We start from the raw sequence: 20,508 nt of genomic DNA, 5'->3' as shown, positions 1-20,508 counted from the left end.
CCCGCCCCCGCTTGTCCAGCCCCCGCCTAGCGCCCCGGTCGCGCGCAGGGACCGGCGCCGCCTCCCACCAGCCCTCCCGGCCAGTGCCGCCCCACCGTTGCGGCGACCAGTCCCGGCGTTCCGGTGAACCACCCCTCCTCCGTCCCCGCCACGAATCCCGCGAAGCGCAGCCCGTTCTCCCCCGTCAGCGCATCCGCCACGACGCTGTCGGGATGCAGCAGCGCCCGGCCTGCCACCTCGCGGGAGCGCAGCCGTGTCTCGGGCATCGCTGCCTGGACCAGCTCGGTGCAGTAGAGCGCGCCCCGGTCGTCCCCGTCGAATCGCGGATCGAAGGGCTCTCCCACCAGCCCCATGAGCCGCCCGAGCCGCTCGTCCCGCGCCCGCCCGCCGACCGCCGGGGGCCGCAGCAGCGCGAGCGCGTCCACGCGCATGACCTGTTCGAGCGGCAGCACCTCGACCGCGAGCCCCGAAGCCTCCACCACCATCGCCCTGTCGCGCAGCAGGGCGCGCCACGGATCGAGCGCGGGATGCGCCCACAATCCCGCCGCGCGCAACTCCGCCTCGGTCCCGAGATAGATCGCCGCATGCGTGAAGTAGCCCGGCGTCACCCGCGCCCAGAGGTACTGCTTGCCGCTCACCACGATGACGTCGAACGGCTCGGCCTGCGCCACGACCCACTCCTGCGGCCCCTGGCGCCCTTCGATCCAGCCCCGCCGCAGCGCCGCGTCCCGCCCCGCGCGGACGAGCGCGGGCGGCAGCGCCCCCGCCCCCCCGCCGGTCGTCTGGTCGAAGAGGCCCAGATAGGCGCCCAGACGCGCGTCCTCTCCCTCGCAGCAGCCCGCCAGCGCGGCGGCAGGGTCGTCGGGGACCGGGTCGCCGGGACGCGGAGGGTGGAAGGGCGTGCAGCCTCCCAGCATGCCGCACAGCAGCGCCATCGGCCAGACCTGCCGCATCGCCCCGTCCCGGTCCCCGTTCCGGTCTCTCTCCCGGTCGCAGCTTGGCCGCGCCGGACCCTTGCCGCAAGAGCCGCGAGTTGCCCCCTTCCACCCCGTGCGCTAAGCCGCGCCCGATCCATCCCCAGCGGACCCGCCATGCCCAAGGACCAGAAGCCCCGCCGCCCCGTGGCCCAGACGCCCAAGGGCTTCCGCGACTATTTCGGCGCCGAGGTGACCGAGAGGGCGGCCATGCTGGACCGCATCGCGGAGGTCTATCGCCGCCACGGCTTCGAGGCGCTCGAGACGCCGGCGGTCGAGACGCTGGACGCCCTCGGCAAGTTCCTTCCCGACGTGGACCGACCCAACGAGGGCGTGTTCGCCTGGCGCGAGGACGACGGCGACGCGACGGGTGGGGCTGGCGACTGGCTCGCGCTGCGCTACGACCTGACCGCGCCGCTCGCCCGCGTCTATGCCCAGCACCGCGCCGCGCTGCCCGTGCCCTACCGCCGCTATGCGATGGGACCCGTCTGGCGCAACGAGAAGCCGGGCCCCGGCCGCTTCCGCCAGTTCACGCAATGCGACGCCGACACGGTGGGCGCCGCCAGCGTTGCCGCCGACGCCGAGATCGTTGCCACCCTCGGCGAGGCGCTCGAGGCGGCGGGGATCGCGCGGACCGACTACCTTGTGCGGATCAACACGCGCCGCGTGCTGAACGGCGTGCTCGAGGCGGCGGGCCTTCTCGATCCGGCCGATCCCGGCCGCCACGCCGCTGCCCGCGGAATCGCGCTGCGCGCCATCGACAAGCTCGACCGGCTGGGAGAGGAGGGGGTGCAGGCCCTCCTGGGCGAGGGGCGGCGCGACGAGTCCGGGGACTTCACCCCCGGCGCGCGTCTCTCGCCCGACCAGGCGGCGGTGATCCTGGGCTTCGTGCGGGCCCGCGGCGCCGACGGGGCGGCCACTCTCGCCAATCTCGGGGCGCTCTGCGGACGGACGGCCGAGGGGGCGGGCGGCCTCGCGGACCTGCGCCAGATCGCCGAGCTTCTGCTCGCCGGCGGCTTCGACCGCTTCGTGCTCGATCCGGCCACGGTGCGGGGCCTCGGCTACTATACCGGCCCCGTCTTCGAGGCCGAGCTGACCTTCGAGATCACCGACGAGGAGGGGCGACCGCGCCAGTTCGGCTCGGTCGCCGGGGGCGGGCGCTACGACGACCTCGTCAGGCGCTTCACCGGAGAGGCCGTGCCCGCCACGGGCGTCTCGGTCGGGGTGGACCGGCTGCTGGCCGCTCTGGCCGCGCGCGGGACCGCCCCCGGCGCGGCCGCCCGGGGGCCGATCGTCGTGACCGTGATGGATCGCGACCGCATGGCCGACTACTTCGCCCTCGCTGCCGAGTTGCGCGCCGCAGGTCTCCGGGCCGAGGTCTATCTGGGCAATCCCCGCAATTTCGGTGCCCAGATGAAGTATGCCGACCGCCGCGGCGCGCCCTTCGCGCTGATCGAGGGCTCGGACGAGCACGCACGGGGCGTGGTGCAGGTCAAGGACCTCGCCCTCGGCGCCGCGCTCGCGCAGGGCGCCACGCTCGAGCAGTGGAAGGACCGCCCCGCCCAGCAGGAGGTGCCCCGCGACGGGGTCGTGCGCCACCTGCTCGCCTTGATGGCCCGGCCATGAGCACCCCCGCCCGCCGCGAGGCGCGCCGCCTGCTCGACGCCTTTCTTGCCGCCGGCGCAGAGGAGGTGGAAGCGGCCGTGCTCCAGCCCGCCGACCTGCTTCTCGACCTCTACGGAGAGGACATCCGCGCCCGCGCCTTCGTGGTCCACGACCCTTCGCGCGGGGACGCGATGCTGCGGCCCGACTTCACCGTGCCGGTGGTGCGGATGCACATGGAGGCAGGGCGCGACCCCGCCCGCTACGCCTATGCCGGGGCCGTGTTCCGCCAGCAGGACGAGGACGACCCGGACCGCCCGGCCGAGTATCTCCAGGCGGGCTTCGAGATCTTCGGCGGCTCCGATCCCGAGGAGGCCGAGGCCGAGGTTTTCGCCACCCTCTCCGCCGCGCTGGCCGACCTGCCGCTGCGGGCCGCGACCGGAGACATCGGGCTTCTGCTCGCGGCGGTCGAAGGGCTCTCCGCCAGTCCCGCGCGCAAGGCCGCGCTGCGGCGGCACCTGTGGCGGCCCCGCCGCTTCCGCGCGCTGCTCGACCGCTATGCCGGCCGCACCGCGCCCCCGCCCGCGCGCGAACGCCTGCTCGCGCTGGCCGATCCGTTCGAGGGGGCGGGACCCGAGATCGGCCTGCGCTCGCGCGCCGAGGTCGAGGCCCGCCTCGACGCCCTTCGCGCCGAGGCCGCCGAGCCGCCCCTGACCGCCGCCGAGGTGGCGCTGATCGACGCGCTGCTCGCCATCGCGGCCCCCGCGCCCGCAGCTTTGGAGACGGTGCGGGCGCTGGCCGCGGGCGCGCCCAGCCTTGCCCCGGCGGCCGAGCGGCTGGCGCGCCGCCTCGCCGCGCTGGAGCGCCGCGGGATCGCGCCCGAGGCGCTGCGCTTCGAGGGCAGCTTCGGGCGCACGACGCTGGAATACTACGACGGCTTCGTGTTCGGCCTGTTCGCCGAGAGGCGTCCCGACCTGCCCCCGGTCGCCTCGGGCGGCCGCTACGACGCGCTGACGCGCGTGCTGGGGCAGGGGCGTGCGGTTCCGGCGGTGGGGGGTGCGGTCCGCGCGGGCCTGGCCGCGCGGCTGCGGTTCGGGGGCGGGCGATGACCCTGCGCCTCGGCCTGCCGTCCAAGGGGCGCCTGATGGAGGACGCCTTTGCCTGGTTCGCCGCCCGCGGCATCCCTCTCAGCCGCGACGGCGGAGAGCGCACCTATGCCGCCCGCGCCGGCTGGGAGGGTCTCGAGCCCGTGCTGCTCTCGGCGGGCGAGATTCCGCGCGACCTCGCCTCGGGGCGGCTGCATCTGGGGGTGACGGGGTCGGATCTCGTGCGCGAGAGGGTGGCGGGCTGGGAGCGCCGGTTGGAGGCCCTGGCCCCGATGGGCTTCGGGGCCGCGGATGTGGTGATCGCGGTGCCCGACTTCTGGGTGGACGTGCGCACGCTCGACGATCTGGACGCGGCCTGCGCGGCCTTTCGACAGGCGCATGGGCGCAGGCTGCGGATCGCCACCAAGTATCACCGGCTGGTGCGGGACTTCCTGCGGGCCCACGGCGTGGCCGACTACCTCCTGGTGGACAGTCAGGGCGCAACCGAGGGTACGGTCAAGGCCGAGGCGGCCGAGGCGGTGGCCGACATCACCTCGACCGGCGAGACGCTGCGCGCCAACGGCCTGCGTGTGCTGGACGACGGCGTGATCCACCGCAGCGAGGCGACGCTGTTCCGGTCTCGGACAGCCGGATGGGGGCGGGCGGAACGGGCGGCGCTGGACCGTCTGCTCGAGCGGGTGGGCGGGCAGACCATCCCGGCAGCGGGGGGCTGAGCAGGCGGATCAGCCGCGCGGGTCGTCCGGGTGGCGTTCGACCCCTACAGGGTCCTTGTGCACGATCACGTCGGCTTCGGGGTAGGCATGCAGGATGGCGCGGCGCAGGGCGGCGCCGATGGCATGGGCCTCCGACAGCGACTGCTCGCCGTCGAGCTCGATGTGGATGTTGACGAAGATGCGGCTCCCGGCGGTGCGGGTCTTGAGGTCGTGGAACCCCCGGACGCCGGGAAAGCCGCTGGCGATGGCCTCGATTCCGGCGATGATCTTGGGATCGGCGCGACGGTCCATCAGCGCGTCGAAGGCCTTGCGCCCGATCCCGGCCGCCCCGACCAGCATCAGCGCGGCGGCTCCGAGACCGACGACCGAGTCGACCTGCGTCAGCCCGTAGGCGGCCGATGCCCAGAGCGCGAGCAGTCCGCCCAGGGCGGGCAGCAGGTCGCCGAGGTAGTGAAGCGAGTCGGCCGCCACGACGCGGTTGCCCGTCGCGCGCACCACGATGCGCTGCCAGACGACGAGCCCGGCAGTAAGGGCAATGGAGATGGCGAGCACCATCGCCCCGAGCCCTTCGGATTGCAGTTCGGGCTGCTCGGCCGACAGCAGCCGCCGCAGGGCGGCCACGGCAATCACGCCGGCCGACACCGCCACGAGGATCGACTGCGCGAGCGCGGCGAGATCCTCGGCAGAGGAATGACCGAAGGCGTGATCATCGTCCGCCGGCCGCTGCGAATAGACGATCGCGACCAGCCCCCCGGTGGACATCAGCAGGTCCATCGCCGAATCGACCAGCGTGGCCGCGATGGCAAGCGACCCTGTCTCCCCCAGGGCCCACAGCTTGAGAAGCGTCAGGACCAGCGCAACGGAGACCGAGGCCACCCCTGCGGCCACCGCCATGCGGCCCCGGGGGTTCGACGATGTCGGCAGCTTGATCATGCCACGCTCTCCGGATCGCCGGGGCAGGTCAGTCGAGGATCTCGTCGGCACCGACGCCCCAGATCGCAGCCTTGGGTGTCCAGCCCCGGTGCCCGCGCGCATTGATGCGACACCAGTCCCGCTGGCAGATTTCCAGCCGAGCAACCACGCCCGCCTCCACGAGCGCCGTTTCGGGGGCGCGCTCCTCGGGGCGAGAGCGCAGCGACGCCAGCGGGGCATCCACGATCACCGTACGGACGCCGGACAGAAGGGCGTAATGGACCCAACCCCCATGCCCGTCGCGATCCTCGACCCGCCTCCAGTGCCCGTATTCGGCGGTGATGAGGAGCGGCATGTCCTCGCGGACGAACACCCAGTCGATCCGGTGGTCCATGCCGGGGCCGCGCCGGGCATTTCCCTCGCGCGTCTTGAGGGACACGAACCGGGGCAGGGGCAGACCCGTCTCCGGCCCGACGCGCGGTTCCTCGGACGTCACGGCGGGCGGGCTGCCCGCAACAGGGGCGTCGGAGGAGACTTCTGGGGCTGGCTGCACGAGGGCTGCGGGTCGGATCTGCGGGCGGAGCTGGGCCTCGGCCGCGCCGGAGCAGGCCCAGGAGGCCGCCAGCCCAAGAACGAGACCTGCCGCGCGCATCATGCCTGCCACCCCTCCGTCCGGACCGGTCGCACCGGGGATCGGGCCCAACGTGCCACAAGGGCGACGGAGGACGGAAGGGGCCCGCCACGGCACGCAGGCCGTTGTGCCTCCGGCGCGACGGCGGGCGGCAGGACGTCTCAGGCGGAACTGTCCGGGCTGGGATGGGGTTCGGCGGCCGGAGCGAAGTGACCGTAGCGGCCTGCCTGGAACACCAGCGGCGCGCCGTCGCGCCGCTGCGCCTGCCAGACCCGGCCGATCACGATGGCGTGGTCCCCGCCATCGAGGAGGGCATGGCGCCGGCAGAGCAGCCGGGCCAGGCAGCCCCCGATCAGCGGCAGGCCGTCGGGCCCGTCGTCGAAGGCGACCTGCCCCTGCCCGTCGGCCGAGCGTACGAAAGCGTCGCAGACTGCCTGCTGTTCGGCTGCGAGGACGTGGATCGCGAAGGCTTCGGCCTGGGAGAACAGCGCGAACCGCCGGGACGCCCTGGCCGGGCACCAAAGGACCAGCGGCGGATCGAGCGAGACCGAGGTGAAGCTGTTCGCCGTGATGCCGGCTGGGTCACCGGCCGCGCTCCGCGCGGTCACCACCGTCACGCCCGTGGCAAAGGCGCCGAGCGCCTGGCGAAAGGCGAGCGGTTCGCCCGCGGGCGCGAAGCTCTGCATGGAACGGGGGTCCTCCGGATTGCTGCGCCCGACCTTTGGCGGGAGCCGGTTCCGGTGTAAAGGTGAGCGTCAGCCCGGTTCTGTCCAGACGCCCATGGCAGAGGACCGGGCCACGGCCTCGACCAGCGCTTGGATGCGCGCTCCACGGGAGAACGGAAAGGCGGCCGGTGCCTGTCCGGCCACGGCATCGAGAAATCCCGCGATCTCGATCGCCTTGAGGTCGTTGAAGCCGAGCTGATGGCCGGGGGCGACGCAGAAACGGCCGTAAGGCGGATGGGCGGGGCCCGCCTCGATCCGCCGGAAGCCGCGCAGGCCGTCGGGGTCGCGGGTGAGATAGAGGTGAAGTTCGTTCAGGCGTTCCTGCGTGAACCGGATCGCGCCCCTTTCGCCATGGATCTCGAAGTCGTGCTGCATGGTCCGCCCGGTCGCAATCCAGGACGCCTCGAGCGATGCGCTCGCCCCGCTGACGAACCGGAGGAATGCCCGGGCCACATCGTCCACGACCACCGGTCGGGGGCCACCTTCGGCGGGTCTCTCGGCGATCACCGTGACGCAGTCGCCGAGAACCCGCCCAACACGGCCGAGCAGGAACTCGGCCGTGGCCAGCGCATGCGACCCCAGATCGGCGAGAACCCCTCCGCCAACCGGGTCGTGGCGGAAGCCCCACGGCACGGAGGCATCGGCCATGTAGTCCTCGGCATGGACGAACCGGGCCGTCCGGACGGCGCCGATCGCCCCATCCTCGATCATCCGGGCGGCAAGCCGCACCATGGGGTTGCACAGGTAGTTGAAGCCGACTTGCGTGGGCAGGGCCGCTCGCTCTGCCGCCTCCGCCATGCGGACGGCTTCGGCCAGCGTCGGGGCGAGAGGCTTTTCGCAATGCACCGGCTTGCCGGCTTCCAGGGCGGCAATCGCCATCTCGGCATGAAGGGCATTGGGCGTGGTGACATGGACCACGTCCACATCCTCTCCTTCCGCCACCGCCCGCCAGTCGGCGGTGGAGGCATCGAACCCGAGGGCTTCGGCCCCGGCCCGTGCCGCCTCGGGGGTGGCGTCGGCCAGGACGGCGAGGCGGATGCGGAACGGCAGGTCGAAGACCTTCTCGGCCGTGGCATAGGCGAAGGCATGGGCCCGCCCCATGAAGCCGGAGCCGATCAGACCGACGCGGAGCAGCGGTTTGCCCATGACCTCCTCCGTCTGGTGCCGAGGTCTTGGTGAAGGGCAGGCCGGGGCAAGTCCAGCCGCGATCGTCGTGCCTTCCTCAGCGATGAGGCAGGACGCGCGGGGAACCTGATGAAAACGCGTCAGGCGCTGCGGCGGCCGACTTGCGTGGCGAAAGGGGGACGGGCAGGAAGGCCGGGTGTCCCGCGAGGCGGAGGAGACCGTGCAGGCCAGACTGGGGATTGCGCCGATCGCGTGGTGGAACGACGACCTGCCCGACCTGTCGGACGACGTCAGCCTCGAGGAATGCCTCCGGCAGGCGGCGGAGGCCGGCTATTGCGGCATGGAGACGGGCCGGCGCTTCCCGATGGACCCTGCCGTCCTGAAGCCGGTTCTCGATCAGCACGGCATGCAGGTATGCGGCGGATGGTTCTCCGGCCGCCTCCTCGACGGTTCGCTGGAGGAGGAGAAGGACCGGGTGCGCGCCCAGCTCGACCTGTTCCGCGCGACGGGGGCACCGTGCCTCATCTATGGCGAGACGGCGCGCTCGATCCAGGGCGACCGCACGGTTCCGCTCGCGCGCAAGCCGCGGATCGACAAGACCGAGATGCGCGCCTACGGCCGCAAGCTGACGGCCTTTGCCGAATGGTGCGCCGAGCAGGGGGTTCCGCTCAGCTATCATCACCACATGGCGGCCGTCGTCGAGACCGAGGAGGAGATCGACGCGCTGATGATGGCGACCGGAGAGGCGCTGGGTCTGCTTTACGACGCGGGACATCTCGCGTTTGCCGGCGGCGATGTCCTGGCCCTCATCGACCGCCATGCGGAACGGATCAACCACGTCCACGCCAAGGATGTCCGGCTTGGCGTCGTGCATGGCATCGACCGGGAGCGCGAAAGCTTCCTCGACGCTGTGGTCAAGGGCGCGTTCACCGTTCCCGGAGACGGCGATCTCGACTTTGCCGCCATCCTCGGACGGCTGGCCCGGAACGGATACCAGGGCTGGTTCGTCGTCGAGGCGGAACAGGACCCGAGGCAGGCTCCACCCGCCCAGATGGCCCGGATCGGGTGGCAGGAACTCACCCGATTGCTGCGGGCCGCAGGTTACAGCATCGAAACGGGGTGACGTTGCGCCGGAGGGAACTTTCGTGTAGCGCAAGCTGCCGGAACCCGGAAGGAACGGGAAGCTGAAGCCTTGACCACTGCGATCGAGGGAGCGGCCGCACCGCAGCGCGGCTGGACGGTCAGGCGTAACCTGTTCGTCTATACGCTGCTGTTCTCGCTCCCCATCCTGCTTCTTCTCGGTCTGGCGCTCTGGAGCTATGGCGAGGCCGAGCGGCGCAACCTCGAGAACTCGGCCCGTGATGCCGCCCAGCGGATCGCCTATGCCGCCGAGCGGGAGGTCGGCGCCCTGCTGGCCACGGTGGATGTCCTGGCCGCCTCGCCCTATCTGCGCAGCGGCGATCTCGTGTCCTTCCATGCCGAGGCGCGCGACTTGCTCGAACGCAGGGGGATCGTCACCGTTCTGAGGACGCCGGACGGTCAGCAGGTGGTCAACCCGCGCCGGCCCTTCGGCGATCCGCTTCCCGTCACGATCCTCGAGGAGGATGCCGAAGCCTTGCGGACCGGCGCGGCCGTGGTGACGAACCTGTTCACGGGCTCGGTGTCGGGCGACTCGATCTTTGCCGCCGTCACGCCGATCTTCGAGGACAGCGAGCCCCGGTGGCTGCTGTCCGTCAACTACTCGGAGCGCCGGCTTCAGGGCATCGTGGATGCGGCGCAGCTCCCCGTGGCGTGGACGGGGGCGATCGTGGACCGGGCCGGAACGATCATGGCCCGCAACCGCGACCCCGAGCGATTTGTCGGCACGCGTGCGACGCAGGACCTGATCGACGCCACGACCGGAGAGGGCGGCACCTGGCTGGGCTTCACCGCGGACGGGCAGCGGGTCTTCGGTGCCTATGCCCGGATCCCCAGCGCCGGCTGGCGCGTCGCGGTGGGCGTGCGCAGAGCGGACCTCGCGAGCCCCGTGCGGCGGTCGGTCGGCATTCTGGCGGGGCTGGGGGCCGGTCTGCTCCTGCTTTCGGCGTCTCTCGGGCTGATCGCCGAGCGTCGCATCGCGGCACCGGTGCGCGCTCTCCAGCGGCAGGCCGAGGCCCTCGGGCGCCGCGACGTCGGTCCGCCGCTGGCGACGGGTCTGCGGGAAGTGGACGATGTGAGCCGGGCGCTGGCCGATGCGACCGCCGACCTCCGCGAGAAGAACCGTACGCTGGACATCCTCAACCGTGCCGGGACGACGCTGGCCCAGGAGATCGAGCCGGACCGCGTGGCGCAGGTCGTCATCGAGGAGGCGTCCCGACTGGTCGGAGCCGCCTACGGCGCCTTCTTCGAGCGCGTCGTGGACGATCGCGGCGAGGAGGCGTGGCGCCTGTTTGCCCTGACGGGCGCGCCCAAGGAGGCCTTCACGCGGTTCGGCATGCCCCGGGCCACGACGCTGTTCACCCCGACCTTCCAGGGGCACGGGGTCATCCGGTCCGACGACGTGCTGCACGATCCCCGCTACGGCAGCCACGGCGGACTGCCCGAAGGCCACCTGCCGGTGCGCAGTTACCTCGCCATTCCAGTCGTCTCCGGCAAGGGACAGATTCTCGGAGCGCTCCTGTTCGGCCATCCGGTGCCCGGCCGCTTCGGGCTGCGGGAGGAGCGACTGATCGGAGGGTTCGCCGGGCAGGCAGCCATTGCCTTGGGACGCGCGCATCTGTTCCAGGCGGCCCAGCAGGAGATCGAGAACCGCCGGGCGGCCGAAGCCGCGCTGGAACAGGCCAGCCGCGACGCCCAGGCCCGCGCGGCGGAGACGGCGGCGATCTTGGGGCAGCTGGCCGAGGGCGTCATCGTGACCGATCCGGACGGTCGCATCGTGTTCGTGAACGAGGCAGCCGCGCGCCTGCACGGCGTGGCCAAGCTGGACATCGCGCCGGAGGACTACACGCGGAGCTACTCGCTTCTGACGATGGAGGGCGAGCCCCATCCTGTCGAGGATCTGCCTCTCTACCGGGCCGTGCGCCATGCGGAGACCGTCAACGATGCGCGGTGGCGGATTCGCAGGCCCGACGGAACGGAACTGGTCGTGGTGGGCGGTGCCCGGCCCGTGTTCGGACCCGATGGCGCCCGTCTGGGTTCGGTACTGACGCTGCGCGACGACACGGCCCGGCACAGGTCCGAGGCGGAGTTGCAGCGCCTCAACACCATCCTGTCCGAACAGGCGGCCGAACTGGCCGAGTCCAACGACGAGTTGCAGCGCTACGCCTACATCGTCAGCCACGACCTGCGCTCGCCGCTGGTGAATGTGATGGGCTTCACGAGCGAACTGCGATCGCTGCGTGACGAACTGCTGGAGGCCGGAGCCCGCCCCGCCGGTGATCCCGAGCGTCAACGGACCATCGAGGAGTTCGACGAGGCCCTGCGCTTCATCCAGGCCGCGACGACGAAGATGGAGGGTCTGATCGCGGCGATCCTGAAGCTGTCCCGGGAGGGCCGCCGGCGGCTGGAGGCAGAGCGGGTGGACATGTCCGCGCTGATCGGAGACCTGGCGGCCGCGATGCAGCATCAGGTGGAGGAGGCGGAGGCGACGCTGGAGATCGTGGAGCCTCTGCCCGACCTGGTGGCGGACCGCCTCGCCCTGTCGCAGATCTTCGGCAACCTTCTCGACAATGCGGTGAAGTATCTGGACCCGGCGAGACCCGGCCACATCCGGATCGACGGCGCAAAATCGGGGGGAAAGATCGTCTACCGTGTCAGCGACAATGGGCGCGGGATCGACCCCAAGGATCACGGTCGGGTGTTCGAGCTCTTCCGACGCGCCGGCACGCAGGATCGTCCGGGCGAAGGAATCGGGCTGGCTCACGTGCGCACGCTGGTGCGGGCCATGGGCGGCCGGATCGAGCTTGACTCCGCGCCGGGCAAGGGAACCACTTTCATCGTCACGCTGCCCGCTGTAGCACTCGCCGCGCGCCCGGCGGCCGAGTAGGAGAACATGGGATGCATCCTGTCTGCATCGTGATGATCGAGGACGATGCTGGTCACGCGCGGCTCATCGAGCGCAACATCCGCCGCGCGGGCGTGCGCAACGACATCGTGGCCTTCCAGAACGGCACGGACGCGCTGGCCTACCTGCTGGGAGCGGATGGCAGCGGCGAGGCGAGCGCGAAGCGGCACATGCTGATCCTTCTCGACCTGAACCTGCCGGACATGACGGGGATCGAGGTTCTCGAGCGGATCAAGGGCAACCCGCATACGCGCAGGGCACCGGTCGTCGTGCTGACGACGACCGACGACAGCCGCGAGGTCCAGCGCTGCTACGATCTGGGCTGCAACGTCTACATCACCAAGCCGGTCGACTACGAGGGCTTCGCCAACGCGATCCGTCAGCTCGGCCTGTTCTTCTCCGTCATCACGGTGCCGGAGACCTGTTGATGACCGGCGGCCCGCCGCGCGTCCTCTACATCGATGACGATCCAGGTCTCGGCCGGCTGGTATGCCGCACCTTGGAGAAGAAGGGCTTCGCTGTCGAGCATGTCGAGAGTCCGGATGAAGGCCTCGAACGGCTGAGGACCGGCACCTTTGCTGCCGTGGCGCTGGACCACCACATGCCGGGCTGGAGCGGCCTCGACGTGCTGCCCCTGATCCAGGAGCTGCCCGAGCCGCCGCCCGTGGTCTATGTGACCGGCTCGGAGGACAGCCATGTGGCCGTTGCGGCCCTGAAGGGAGGGGCGGCGGATTACGTCTGGAAAGACACGGCCGGCCATTTCCGCGACCTTCTGGCGGAAGCGATCGTGGGCGCGATCGAAGGCGCGCGGCTGCGGCGTGCCGCCGAGGCCGCCACCCGGGAGGTTGAACGGCTGAACGCTCTTTTGTCCGCGCAGGTCGACGCGAGGACCCGCGAGCGCGATCGGCTCTGGCGGCTGAGCCGCGACATGCTGGCAGTGGCCGGATTCGACGGGGTGTTCCGCGATGTCAATCCGTCGGTCGAGTCGATCCTCGGCTACCGGCCCGAGGAGTTCATCGGTCGCAGTTTTCGGGAACTGGTCCACCCCGACGATCTGGCCGAGAGCGAGCGCCATCACGCGCAACTGACGCAGGCTCAGCCCGTTCTGAACCATGTGCACCGGATGCGGCATCGCGACGGGTCGTGGCGATGGCTCGCCTGGACGGCCGTTTCGGAAGGGTCCCTGATCTACGGGACGGCCCGCGACATGACCGAGCAGCGCGCCTTGGAAGAGCATCTGCGGCAGGCGCAACGGGTCGAAGCCCTGGGTCAGCTCACCGGTGGAATCGCCCACGACTTCAACAACCTCCTGCAGGCCGTTTCGGGCAGTCTCGAACTCGTTCGCCGGCGCGCCGACGAGCCTGAAAAGGTGCGGGCGCTCGCCGATGCCGGGCTCGAGGCCGCTGCCCGCGGCGCACGGCTCACGGCGCAGCTTCTGGCGTTCAGCCGGGCCCAGCGGATTGAGGAGCGTCCCGTCGGCCTCGATGCGATGATCGAGGGCATGCGCGACCTCGTGGATCGGTCGATTGGTCCCATGATCCAGGTGGAGATGGACCTTCAGGCGGCCGGAGCCACGGTCCTGTCCGATCCCACCCAGCTCGAAATGGCGGTTCTCAACCTCGCGATCAACGCGAGGGATGCCATGCCGGACGGGGGCACGATCGTGATCGCAACGCGCATCAAGGAGATCGCCCGCGATCCGGAGCTTGCCGAGGGCAGCTATGTCGAACTGTCCGTCTCCGACAGCGGGATCGGCATGGAGCGCGAGGTTGCTGCGCGGGCGCTCGAGCCGTTCTTCACGACCAAGGGGCCTGGAAAGGGAACGGGGCTGGGGCTGAGCCAGGTTTTCGGAATCGCGCGGCAAAGCCGCGGAACGGTCCGCATCGAGACCGGACCGGGCCTTGGGACGACCGTGCGCGTCCTGCTCCAGCGCTCGACACTGCCCGCGAGCACCGACGAGACCGGCGTCGAGGACGGGCAGGAGACCGCCGTCCCGAAGGCGACGGTCATGGTTGTGGATGACGATCCCGAGGTGCGCGCGTTGCTGGCCGAGTCGCTGGGCCTGCTGGGGTGCACAGTCCGCGAGGCGTCCGACGGGGAAGCAGCGCTGGCCGACATCGCCCTCGAACGACCGGACTTGCTTCTTGTCGATTTTGCCATGCCCGGTCTGACAGGTGCCGAACTCGTTGCGGCAGCCCGCGCGCGGTGGGCGGACCTGCCGGTGGTCTTTGCGACCGGCTATGCCGATTCCGAAGCCATCGAGGGGGCGGCCGGAGCGGATGCCCTCATCCTGCGCAAGCCGTTCGGCGTCAGCGATCTCGCACGGATGCTGCGCGAAGCACTCGGCGATCGCAAGGGTGCGCAGGCCGGGACCTGACCTCAGGGGTCGGGCGCCAGGAAGTGCTTGGACAGCTTCAGCGCCTGCCCCTGATAATGACTGGCGATGCTGCTGCCATAAAGGCGATCCGGCTCCTCCTCCATTCTCTCGAACAGGAGCTTGCCAACGATCTGACCATGTTCCAGCGCAAAGGGAGCCTCGTGGCAGCGCACTTCCAGAACGGCGCGCGATGGTGTGGTCCAGCCAAAGCCGGGATCGAAGAACCCGGCATAGTGGACCCGGAACTCTCCGACCATGGCGAGGAACGGCGCCATCTCGGCGGCGAACCGGGGAGGAATGCTCACAGCCTCGCGGCTCATCAGGATGTAGAAGGCGCCGGGGTCGAGGATGATCCGTCCGTCCTCGGCACGCACATCTTCCCAGAAGGCTGCCGGGTCGTAGTGGCCGATCCGGTCGAGATCGATGACACCGGCATGGGGCCGGGCGCGCCAGCCGACGCGACCGCCACCCGAGAGATCGACCGAGAAGGCCAGGCCATCCGCAATCCGCGCTTCCGCGCCGCGCACGATGGGGCTGGCGACGTGCAGCCGTTCCAGAGCGTCGTCGTCGAGCCGGACCTCGCCGGACCGGAGACGCAACTGGTTCAGACGCATGCCGGCCCGGACGAGCACGGCAAATGACCGGGGACAGACCTCTGCCCAGAGCCGCCCCGTATAGCCCCTGGGTATCCGGTCGAACTCCGTGCCTCCGTCGCAGACGGTCCTCGTGAGAAGATCGAGCCGCCCGGTGGACGACTTGGCGTTTGCGACCGCATCGACGTGGCCGGGCAAAGCAAGCCGTTCGGCCAGCGGAATCAGATACACGCAACCGCGCTCGAGGACCGCTCCCGCCGTCAGGTCGAAACGATGCATCTCCAGGTCCCTGATGCGGTCCTGAACCTCCCGGCCCTGGCCCGGCAGAAAGGATGCGCGAACACGGACAGCGAAGGACCCGAGCCGGAGGTCGAGCGATGCAGGCTGGACCTGATCCTCCGCGATGGCCGGGTCTGCGTCGATCACGCCCTGCGCGATCAAGATGCGGAGCTGCTGGCTCGGCAGAACGGGCACGCGCATCCTCCTGTGCTTCTCACGCGAGAGACCGGACAGTGCGGACCGGAGTCAAGATGGGGAGACATGCAGATGTCGGCCGCGCGACCGCCAGCGTTGCAGGGACGCCTGGTGCCGGGGTGAGGATGGGGGAGGGTTCTATGGTCGGGCTAGCAGGACTTGAACCTGCGACCTCCCGCCCCCCAGACGGACGCGCTACCAGACTGCGCTATAGCCCGACACCGCGCCGTCATAGCGATTCAGCCGGGAGGTGCAAGGGGGGAAGGAACGTCAGTGGACGGCGCCGGTGCTGCGGCTGATGGCCTCGCGCAGGCGGGCAGCCAGGACGGCGATCCGCGGCGCGTGGCAGCGCAGGCGATCCGCATCGGCGGCCTTGAGGGCGCGGTGCAGCCGCGCCACGTCATAGGTGCCGGCGCGATCCTTCCCCTCCGTGTCTGCCCGGTCGGCGCAGGGCTCCGGCTGGCCCGGATCGTCCGGCGAGGGAGCGTCGCCGGGCCTTGCCCGGGGCCAGGGTCCGACGATCACGGCTGCCGCCTGATCGTCCCCGGGCGAGTCTTCCGGGATGGCGGCTGCGTCCCACGGCAGCGAAGACAGAAGCGCCACGTGGCGGGCACCCTTCTCCTTCAGGAGTTTCTGAACGCCGGCGATGCTCATGTGATGCTCGTGGAGCAGCGCCTTGATCCCGGCCAAGAGGGCAACGTCCTCGGGGCGATAGTAGCGTCGCCCGCCTGCCCGCTTGACGGGGCGGACCTCCTTGAAGCGGGATTCCCAGAAGCGGAGGACATGCGGCGGCGTCTCGAGCGTGGCCGCCACCTCGCTGATCGTGCGAAAGGCATCCGGCGACTTGCTCATGGATCAGCTCCGGTTGCCTTGGGCCACCCGCTCACGCATCTGCTGGGACGATCGGAACGTCAGAACCCGCCGCGGGTGGATCGGCACCTCTTCGCCGGTCTTGGGATTTCGGCCGACGCGCGCGGCCTTGTCGCGCACCATGAAGGTGCCGAACGAACTGATCTTGACCGTTTCGCCGCGGACGAGGGCATCCGAGATGTGAGCCAAGATCGACTCGACCAGCGCGGCGCTGTCGTTGCGGGACAATCCCACCTCGCGGTGGACGGCATCGGCAAGTTCCATACGAGTCAATGTCTTGTCGGACATTCGGATCCCCCTGCCATGCGTCGACATTAGGCGAGCGGACCCTCACGGTCAATCGCGCTGCCGTGAGGGAACGCTGCTCTACCAGCGAAGAATCACAGCGCCCCAAGCCAATCCGCCGCCGATCGCTTCGGTCACCAGCAGGTCGCCCTGCCGGATCTGACCACGCTCGACCCCCGTGGAGAGCGCCAGCGGGATGGAGGCGGCAGAGGTGTTTCCGTGATCCTGGACGGTGACGACCACGCGTTCGAGCGGGACGCCCATGCGCTGCGCCGTGGCCTTGATGATCCGCAGATTGGCCTGATGCGGCACGATCCAGTCCACGTCCGCACCCGAGAGCCCGATCTGTCCCAGCGCGGCCTCGGCCGTGTCGGCGAGCTTCTCCACCGCATGGCGGAAGACTTCCCGGCCCTCCATGCGGAGGACTCCGGTCCGTCCCGTGGACACTCCGCCATCCACATACAGAAGATCCCGGAAGGCGCCGTCGGAGTGCAGATCGCAGGCGAGGATGCCCCGATCCCCTGCAGTGCCCGCGCCGGTCTGCGCCTCGAGCACGAGCGCACCTGCGCCGTCGCCGAAGAGCACGCAGGTGCTGCGATCCGTCCAGTCCAGGATCTTCGAGAACGTCTCGGCGCCGATCACGAGGATGCGCCGCGCCTGTCCGGCGACGAGCAGCGCATTGGCAGTGGCCAGCGCATAGACGAAGCCCGCGCAGACGGCCTGAAGGTCGAAGGCGAAGCCGCGCCGCATGCCGAGCGCGCTCTGCACCATTGTGGCGGCGGACGGAAACGTCAGGTCCGGGGTCGATGTCGCAACGATGACGGCATCCACCTCGTCGGCCGTCAGCCCTGCGGCATCCAGGGCGCGCCTCGCGGCTTCGGCTGCCATGGTGGACGTGGTCTCGCCTTCGGCTGCGAAGCGCCGCCGCTCGATCCCCGTCCGCGTCCGGATCCACTCGTCGCTCGTGTCGAGAGTGTCCTCGAAGGCCGCGTTCGGGACCACCTTGGCCGGCAGGTAATGTCCTACCCCCCGGACGACCGCCCGTGTCGTCATGCCCTGCCTGCCTCTGCCACGTCCGCGGGGGCATCCGGCGCGATGCCGTCCCGCAGCTTTGCGGCATCTTGGGCGAGGGCAGCGGCCGATGCAACCTGCGCCGCGATTCCTTGGGCAAAGCCTGCGGCTGCCAGCCGATAGGCGAGCCGGAGGGCGGCCGCCACCCCTGTGGCGTCTGCGGAGCCGTGGCTCTTGATGACGGTGCCGTTCAGACCGAGAAAGACGCCGCCATTGACCCGCCGCGGATCGATGCGCCGCTGGAGGCGCCCAAGCTGCGCGCGAGCCAGCAGGGCCGCCGCCATGCCCAGGGGACCTGCAGTCAGCGCCTCGCGCAGCAGCCCGGAGATCAGGCGCGCCGTTCCCTCACCAGTCTTGAGCGCCACGTTGCCGGTGAACCCGTCGGTCACCACCACATCGACCATCTCGGAGGGGATATCGCCACCTTCCACAAAGCCGACATAGGTGAAATCGCCCTTGCCTGCCGCCTCGCTCAGCAGTTCGTGAGCCTCGCGGAGTTCCGGACGGCCCTTGTGCTCCTCTGTTCCCACATTGAGCAGGCCGACCCGTGGACGCGGTGTTCCCAGCCCCTGCCGCGCATAGGCGGCCCCCATGAACGCATAGGCCAGCAGGTCCTCGGCATCGGCCCGGATGTCGGCTCCGACATCCAGCATCACGTTGAAGCCCGAAGGGTTGCGGGACGGCCACAGGCAGGCGATGGCGGGGCGGTTGACCCCTTCGGCGCGCCGCAGCCGGAGCATGGCGACGGCCATCAGGGCACCGGTATTGCCGCACGAGACAGCCGCCTGCGCCTCACCTTCGCGTAGGGCGTCGATCGCCGACCACATGGAGGTGTCCCGTCCCCGACGCATGACCTGACTGGGCTTGTCGGTCATGGCGACGACACCGTCGGCATGGACCAGCCGCACCCGCTCTCCCAGCGGCTGCGCCAGCGGATGCAGGGTTTCCTGCGGTCCATGGAGCAGCACCTTGGCGTCCGGCTGCTCCTTCAGGAACTGGTACAGACCGGCCACGACGGCGGCCGGACCGTTGTCGCTGCCCATGGCGTCGAGAGACAGCACGACATCTCCCGTCGCCTGCCGCGCGGCCTCATGATCCGGCCGGGCGCGTGTCATGCCGCTTCGTTCGCCGTGTTCAGGCTGCGTCGTCGTCGATCAGCGCGTCGGATTGCTGCGCGACAACCTCGCGGCCGTCGTAATGGCCGCAGGACGGGCAGACATGGTGGGGGCGCTTCAGCTCACCACAGTTCGAGCACTCGTTGGGATTGGCTGCGACCAGGAAATCATGGGCGCGGCGCATGTCGCGGCGCGACTTGGAGACCTTGTTCTGCGGAACGGCCATGTGACAACCTCGACTTCATGGGCCGGGGCACATGGCCCGGGCGATTCAAGCGTGCGACGACTCGCGAGCGTCGGGGCCTTAAGCCCTCAATCCTGCTTTGTCGAGCCGTTGCGGAAGCCGCGGACCCTAGCGACTTTGCGGCCGAACGCAAGGACATTCCGTCAATCCGACCGCCCGATCCTGTTCCGGAGCGCGGCAAAGGGGTGGGTCGCAGCCGGCTCGGGGTCGATGGCGTCCACGACGACCACCTCCTCCGCCAGGCCAGCCGATCGCGGAAAGGGGGGGAGCGCAAGGCTCAGCGCTTCTGCCATCACCTCCCGCAGATCGAGCGCCGAGGGCAGGGGCTCGGCCGTCTCGTCCTCCGGCATCTCGGTCTCGCCCGGGGGAGGGGGAGGAAGGTCGCTGAGGTAGCGGCGGACCACATCCTCTTCGATCCGTGTGACAACCGGGTCGAGAGTGACCCCGCAATCCTGAACCACCGTGGCGCCCAGCTCCGCATCGAGGCGCCAGTCGGCTGCCCCTTCCGGTGTCAGCGTGCCCGCAAAGCGCAGCTTGCGCAGCCCGCGCAGGCCCAGCCGTTCGGCCAGGACGGATCTCTGATCCGCGTCAGGCTCGAGCCGGAACGGCAATGGCTCCCTCCGGCGTCGATCGCGCAGGCGTACGACGGGTTCGCTCGCGGGAGGAGAATCGCTCATCGCGCTTCCTTTCTTGAAGGGGGGGGCGGCATGGCGTAAGCCCCGGAGACAGCGGCACCGCGCAGGACGAGGGAACAGGGCATGAAGGTCGTATGGCTGGCGGTCGCCCTTGGAGCGGCACTCGCCTTGTCGGGTTGTCAGCCCCTGTACCGCAACCACGGCTTTGCCCCGTCCGAAACCGACCTTGCCACGCTCGCCATCGGGCAGGATACGCGCGAGACGGTCGTTGCCAAGCTGGGCCGTCCGACGATCGAGCCGCTTCTGGATCAACGGACCTTCTATTATGTCGGTCGCCGGGTGCGATATTTCGGCCCGCTGCCGCCGGAGGAAGTCCGCCGGGAGGTGCTGGCGCTCAGCTTCGCACCCAACGGCACTCTCGGGGCGGTGGAGCGCTTCGGCCTCGAGCGCGGCCGGGTCATTCCGCTGTCGCGACGGGTGACGCCCGGCGTGTTCGCGGACCAGACCTTCCTGCGGCAGCTTCTGGGCAATGTCGGCCGACTCGATGCCGGTACCCTGTTCGGCGATGGGGAATGACGCCAGATCCGTCAGGTCCGGCTCTCCGACGCGGGTTCGAACCGAAGAGCGGCGCCGTTGATGCAGTAGCGCAGGCCCGTCGGCTCCGGTCCATCAGGGAACACGTGCCCCAGATGGGATTCGCAGCGGGCGCAATGCACCTCCGTCCGGACCATCCCGAGCGACCGGTCCTCCGTCTCCTCCACGACCTGCTCGCTCAGGGGCTTCCAGAACGAGGGCCAGCCGGAGCCGCTGTCGTACTTGGTCGCCGCGTCAAACAGCGGCAGACCGCACGCGACGCATCGGAAGGTTCCCGGCGCCTTCGGAAAGCGATCGTTGGAGAATGGCCGCTCAGTCCCGTGCTGCCGGGTGATGCGATACGCCTCGGGCGACAGTTCGCGCCGCCATTCCTCGTCGCTCTTGACGATCTTGTCCATGATCCATCCCGTTGTCACCAGC

At 70.3% G+C, this 20,508-nt stretch carries 21 protein-coding genes and 1 tRNA gene; 8 read left to right on the top strand and 14 right to left on the bottom strand.

What is annotated here, in order from left to right; translation table 11 throughout:
* Nucleotides 1-26 precede the first annotated feature (26 nt).
* Nucleotides 27-953 (bottom strand): YiiX/YebB-like N1pC/P60 family cysteine hydrolase, encoded by a 927-nt coding sequence (locus GT358_RS09515; protein ID WP_166582369.1) that lies wholly within the window; start codon nucleotides 951-953, stop codon nucleotides 27-29.
* A 138-nt stretch (nucleotides 954-1,091) separates the two neighbouring features.
* Between GT358_RS09515 and hisS the strand changes: the two genes are divergently transcribed.
* Genes hisS through hisG form a run of 3 tightly spaced genes read left to right on the top strand, consistent with a single transcriptional unit; the run spans nucleotide 1,092 to nucleotide 4,395 of the window.
* Nucleotides 1,092-2,600, top strand: a complete 1,509-nt coding sequence (gene hisS / locus GT358_RS09510) for a histidine--tRNA ligase (RefSeq protein WP_166582368.1) — start codon at nucleotides 1,092-1,094, stop codon at nucleotides 2,598-2,600.
* Entirely contained in the window at nucleotides 2,597-3,685 is a 1,089-nt protein-coding gene (locus tag GT358_RS09505; RefSeq protein ID WP_166582367.1) for an ATP phosphoribosyltransferase regulatory subunit, read from the top strand. The genes hisS and GT358_RS09505 overlap by 4 nt, the downstream gene beginning before the upstream one ends.
* A complete protein-coding gene (gene hisG, locus GT358_RS09500) occupies nucleotides 3,682-4,395 on the top strand; it encodes an ATP phosphoribosyltransferase (RefSeq protein WP_166582366.1) in 714 nt (237 codons plus the stop codon). The genes GT358_RS09505 and hisG overlap by 4 nt, the downstream gene beginning before the upstream one ends.
* Before the next feature lie 9 nt (nucleotides 4,396-4,404).
* Here hisG and GT358_RS09495 read toward each other — a convergent pair whose 3' ends face one another.
* The 4 genes from GT358_RS09495 to GT358_RS09480 form a co-directional block, all read right to left on the bottom strand.
* Nucleotides 4,405-5,328, bottom strand: coding sequence for a cation diffusion facilitator family transporter (locus GT358_RS09495; protein ID WP_166582365.1), 924 nt, complete (start codon nucleotides 5,326-5,328; stop codon nucleotides 4,405-4,407).
* A 28-nt stretch (nucleotides 5,329-5,356) separates the two neighbouring features.
* Entirely contained in the window at nucleotides 5,357-5,962 is a 606-nt protein-coding gene (locus GT358_RS09490; RefSeq protein WP_371416256.1) for an SH3 domain-containing protein, read from the bottom strand.
* A gap of 137 nt (nucleotides 5,963-6,099) precedes the next feature.
* Complete coding sequence (locus GT358_RS09485; RefSeq protein WP_166582364.1) at nucleotides 6,100-6,624, bottom strand: flavin reductase family protein; 525 nt, start codon at nucleotides 6,622-6,624, stop codon at nucleotides 6,100-6,102.
* Nucleotides 6,625-6,693: 69 nt separating this feature from the next.
* Nucleotides 6,694-7,809 carry a Gfo/Idh/MocA family protein gene (locus GT358_RS09480; protein ID WP_166582363.1) on the bottom strand — a complete coding sequence of 372 codons (1,116 nt, stop codon included), beginning with the start codon at nucleotides 7,807-7,809 and terminating at the stop codon, nucleotides 6,694-6,696.
* A gap of 175 nt (nucleotides 7,810-7,984) precedes the next feature.
* Here GT358_RS09480 and iolE point away from each other — a divergent pair, with 175 nt between their 5' ends.
* From iolE to GT358_RS09460, 4 genes are all read left to right on the top strand, one after another.
* A complete protein-coding gene (iolE, locus tag GT358_RS09475) occupies nucleotides 7,985-8,911 on the top strand; it encodes a myo-inosose-2 dehydratase (protein ID WP_371416255.1) in 927 nt (308 codons plus the stop codon).
* Between the two features lie 69 nt (nucleotides 8,912-8,980).
* The gene (locus tag GT358_RS09470; RefSeq protein WP_166582362.1) at nucleotides 8,981-11,812 is read left to right on the top strand and encodes an ATP-binding protein; all 2,832 of its coding nucleotides are present in this window, start codon (nucleotides 8,981-8,983) and stop codon (nucleotides 11,810-11,812) included.
* Nucleotides 11,813-11,823: 11 nt separating this feature from the next.
* Nucleotides 11,824-12,258 carry a response regulator gene (locus tag GT358_RS09465; protein ID WP_166582361.1) on the top strand — a complete coding sequence of 145 codons (435 nt, stop codon included), beginning with the start codon at nucleotides 11,824-11,826 and terminating at the stop codon, nucleotides 12,256-12,258.
* Complete coding sequence (locus GT358_RS09460) at nucleotides 12,258-14,207, top strand: hybrid sensor histidine kinase/response regulator (RefSeq protein WP_166582360.1); 1,950 nt, start codon at nucleotides 12,258-12,260, stop codon at nucleotides 14,205-14,207. The genes GT358_RS09465 and GT358_RS09460 overlap by 1 nt, the downstream gene beginning before the upstream one ends.
* A 2-nt stretch (nucleotides 14,208-14,209) precedes the next feature.
* Here the strand turns inward: GT358_RS09460 and GT358_RS09455 are convergent, their stop codons facing one another.
* From GT358_RS09455 to GT358_RS09420, 8 genes are all read right to left on the bottom strand, one after another.
* Nucleotides 14,210-15,280, bottom strand: coding sequence for a 2'-deoxycytidine 5'-triphosphate deaminase (locus tag GT358_RS09455; protein ID WP_166582359.1), 1,071 nt, complete (start codon nucleotides 15,278-15,280; stop codon nucleotides 14,210-14,212).
* 135 nt (nucleotides 15,281-15,415) lie between these two features.
* Nucleotides 15,416-15,492, bottom strand: a tRNA-Pro gene (locus GT358_RS09450).
* 52 nt (nucleotides 15,493-15,544) lie between these two features.
* Nucleotides 15,545-16,126 (bottom strand): MerR family transcriptional regulator, encoded by a 582-nt coding sequence (locus GT358_RS09445; protein ID WP_166582358.1) that lies wholly within the window; start codon nucleotides 16,124-16,126, stop codon nucleotides 15,545-15,547.
* 3 nt (nucleotides 16,127-16,129) lie between these two features.
* Nucleotides 16,130-16,432, bottom strand: a complete 303-nt coding sequence (gene ihfA / locus GT358_RS09440; RefSeq protein ID WP_166582357.1) for an integration host factor subunit alpha — start codon at nucleotides 16,430-16,432, stop codon at nucleotides 16,130-16,132.
* A gap of 78 nt (nucleotides 16,433-16,510) precedes the next feature.
* On the bottom strand, nucleotides 16,511-17,482 hold the full coding sequence (locus GT358_RS09435; protein WP_166582356.1) for a beta-ketoacyl-ACP synthase III: 972 nt from the start codon (nucleotides 17,480-17,482) through the stop codon (nucleotides 16,511-16,513).
* Nucleotides 17,479-18,615, bottom strand: a complete 1,137-nt coding sequence (plsX, locus tag GT358_RS09430) for a phosphate acyltransferase PlsX (RefSeq protein WP_166582355.1) — start codon at nucleotides 18,613-18,615, stop codon at nucleotides 17,479-17,481. The genes GT358_RS09435 and plsX overlap by 4 nt, the downstream gene beginning before the upstream one ends.
* 19 nt (nucleotides 18,616-18,634) lie before the next feature.
* Nucleotides 18,635-18,841 (bottom strand): 50S ribosomal protein L32, encoded by a 207-nt coding sequence (rpmF, locus tag GT358_RS09425; RefSeq protein WP_166582354.1) that lies wholly within the window; start codon nucleotides 18,839-18,841, stop codon nucleotides 18,635-18,637.
* A 161-nt stretch (nucleotides 18,842-19,002) separates the two neighbouring features.
* A complete protein-coding gene (locus tag GT358_RS09420) occupies nucleotides 19,003-19,536 on the bottom strand; it encodes a DUF177 domain-containing protein (RefSeq protein ID WP_166582353.1) in 534 nt (177 codons plus the stop codon).
* A gap of 81 nt (nucleotides 19,537-19,617) precedes the next feature.
* Between GT358_RS09420 and GT358_RS09415 the strand changes: the two genes are divergently transcribed.
* A complete protein-coding gene (locus tag GT358_RS09415; RefSeq protein ID WP_166582352.1) occupies nucleotides 19,618-20,070 on the top strand; it encodes an outer membrane protein assembly factor BamE in 453 nt (150 codons plus the stop codon).
* Between the two features lie 11 nt (nucleotides 20,071-20,081).
* Here the strand turns inward: GT358_RS09415 and msrB are convergent, their stop codons facing one another.
* Nucleotides 20,082-20,486, bottom strand: a complete 405-nt coding sequence (msrB, locus tag GT358_RS09410; RefSeq protein WP_166582351.1) for a peptide-methionine (R)-S-oxide reductase MsrB — start codon at nucleotides 20,484-20,486, stop codon at nucleotides 20,082-20,084.
* Between the last annotated feature and the right edge of the window lie 22 nt (nucleotides 20,487-20,508).

The organism is Rubellimicrobium sp. CFH 75288 (assembly GCF_009904055.1).
Classification (GTDB): Bacteria; Pseudomonadota; Alphaproteobacteria; order Rhodobacterales; family Rhodobacteraceae; genus Rubellimicrobium.
Note: the sequence above shows the minus strand (reverse complement) of the source record. Positions and strands in the feature narration are given on the sequence as shown.

What these genes read in the sequence shown, in the direction of transcription:
- GT358_RS09515 (WP_166582369.1), bottom strand. Translation starts at nt 953, where the DNA reads ATGCGGCAGGTCTGGCCGATGGCGCTGCTGTGCGGCATGCTGGGAGGC.
- hisS (WP_166582368.1), top strand. Translation starts at nt 1,092, where the DNA reads ATGCCCAAGGACCAGAAGCCCCGCCGCCCCGTGGCCCAGACGCCCAAG.
- GT358_RS09505 (WP_166582367.1), top strand. Translation starts at nt 2,597, where the DNA reads ATGAGCACCCCCGCCCGCCGCGAGGCGCGCCGCCTGCTCGACGCCTTT.
- hisG (WP_166582366.1), top strand. Translation starts at nt 3,682, where the DNA reads ATGACCCTGCGCCTCGGCCTGCCGTCCAAGGGGCGCCTGATGGAGGAC.
- GT358_RS09495 (WP_166582365.1), bottom strand. Translation starts at nt 5,328, where the DNA reads ATGATCAAGCTGCCGACATCGTCGAACCCCCGGGGCCGCATGGCGGTG.
- GT358_RS09490 (WP_371416256.1), bottom strand. Translation starts at nt 5,962, where the DNA reads ATGATGCGCGCGGCAGGTCTCGTTCTTGGGCTGGCGGCCTCCTGGGCC.
- GT358_RS09485 (WP_166582364.1), bottom strand. Translation starts at nt 6,624, where the DNA reads ATGCAGAGCTTCGCGCCCGCGGGCGAACCGCTCGCCTTTCGCCAGGCG.
- GT358_RS09480 (WP_166582363.1), bottom strand. Translation starts at nt 7,809, where the DNA reads ATGGGCAAACCGCTGCTCCGCGTCGGTCTGATCGGCTCCGGCTTCATG.
- GT358_RS09465 (WP_166582361.1), top strand. Translation starts at nt 11,824, where the DNA reads ATGCATCCTGTCTGCATCGTGATGATCGAGGACGATGCTGGTCACGCG.
- GT358_RS09460 (WP_166582360.1), top strand. Translation starts at nt 12,258, where the DNA reads ATGACCGGCGGCCCGCCGCGCGTCCTCTACATCGATGACGATCCAGGT.
- GT358_RS09455 (WP_166582359.1), bottom strand. Translation starts at nt 15,280, where the DNA reads ATGCGCGTGCCCGTTCTGCCGAGCCAGCAGCTCCGCATCTTGATCGCG.
- GT358_RS09445 (WP_166582358.1), bottom strand. Translation starts at nt 16,126, where the DNA reads ATGAGCAAGTCGCCGGATGCCTTTCGCACGATCAGCGAGGTGGCGGCC.
- ihfA (WP_166582357.1), bottom strand. Translation starts at nt 16,432, where the DNA reads ATGTCCGACAAGACATTGACTCGTATGGAACTTGCCGATGCCGTCCAC.
- GT358_RS09435 (WP_166582356.1), bottom strand. Translation starts at nt 17,482, where the DNA reads ATGACGACACGGGCGGTCGTCCGGGGGGTAGGACATTACCTGCCGGCC.
- plsX (WP_166582355.1), bottom strand. Translation starts at nt 18,615, where the DNA reads ATGACACGCGCCCGGCCGGATCATGAGGCCGCGCGGCAGGCGACGGGA.
- rpmF (WP_166582354.1), bottom strand. Translation starts at nt 18,841, where the DNA reads ATGGCCGTTCCGCAGAACAAGGTCTCCAAGTCGCGCCGCGACATGCGC.
- GT358_RS09420 (WP_166582353.1), bottom strand. Translation starts at nt 19,536, where the DNA reads ATGAGCGATTCTCCTCCCGCGAGCGAACCCGTCGTACGCCTGCGCGAT.
- GT358_RS09415 (WP_166582352.1), top strand. Translation starts at nt 19,618, where the DNA reads ATGAAGGTCGTATGGCTGGCGGTCGCCCTTGGAGCGGCACTCGCCTTG.
- msrB (WP_166582351.1), bottom strand. Translation starts at nt 20,486, where the DNA reads ATGGACAAGATCGTCAAGAGCGACGAGGAATGGCGGCGCGAACTGTCG.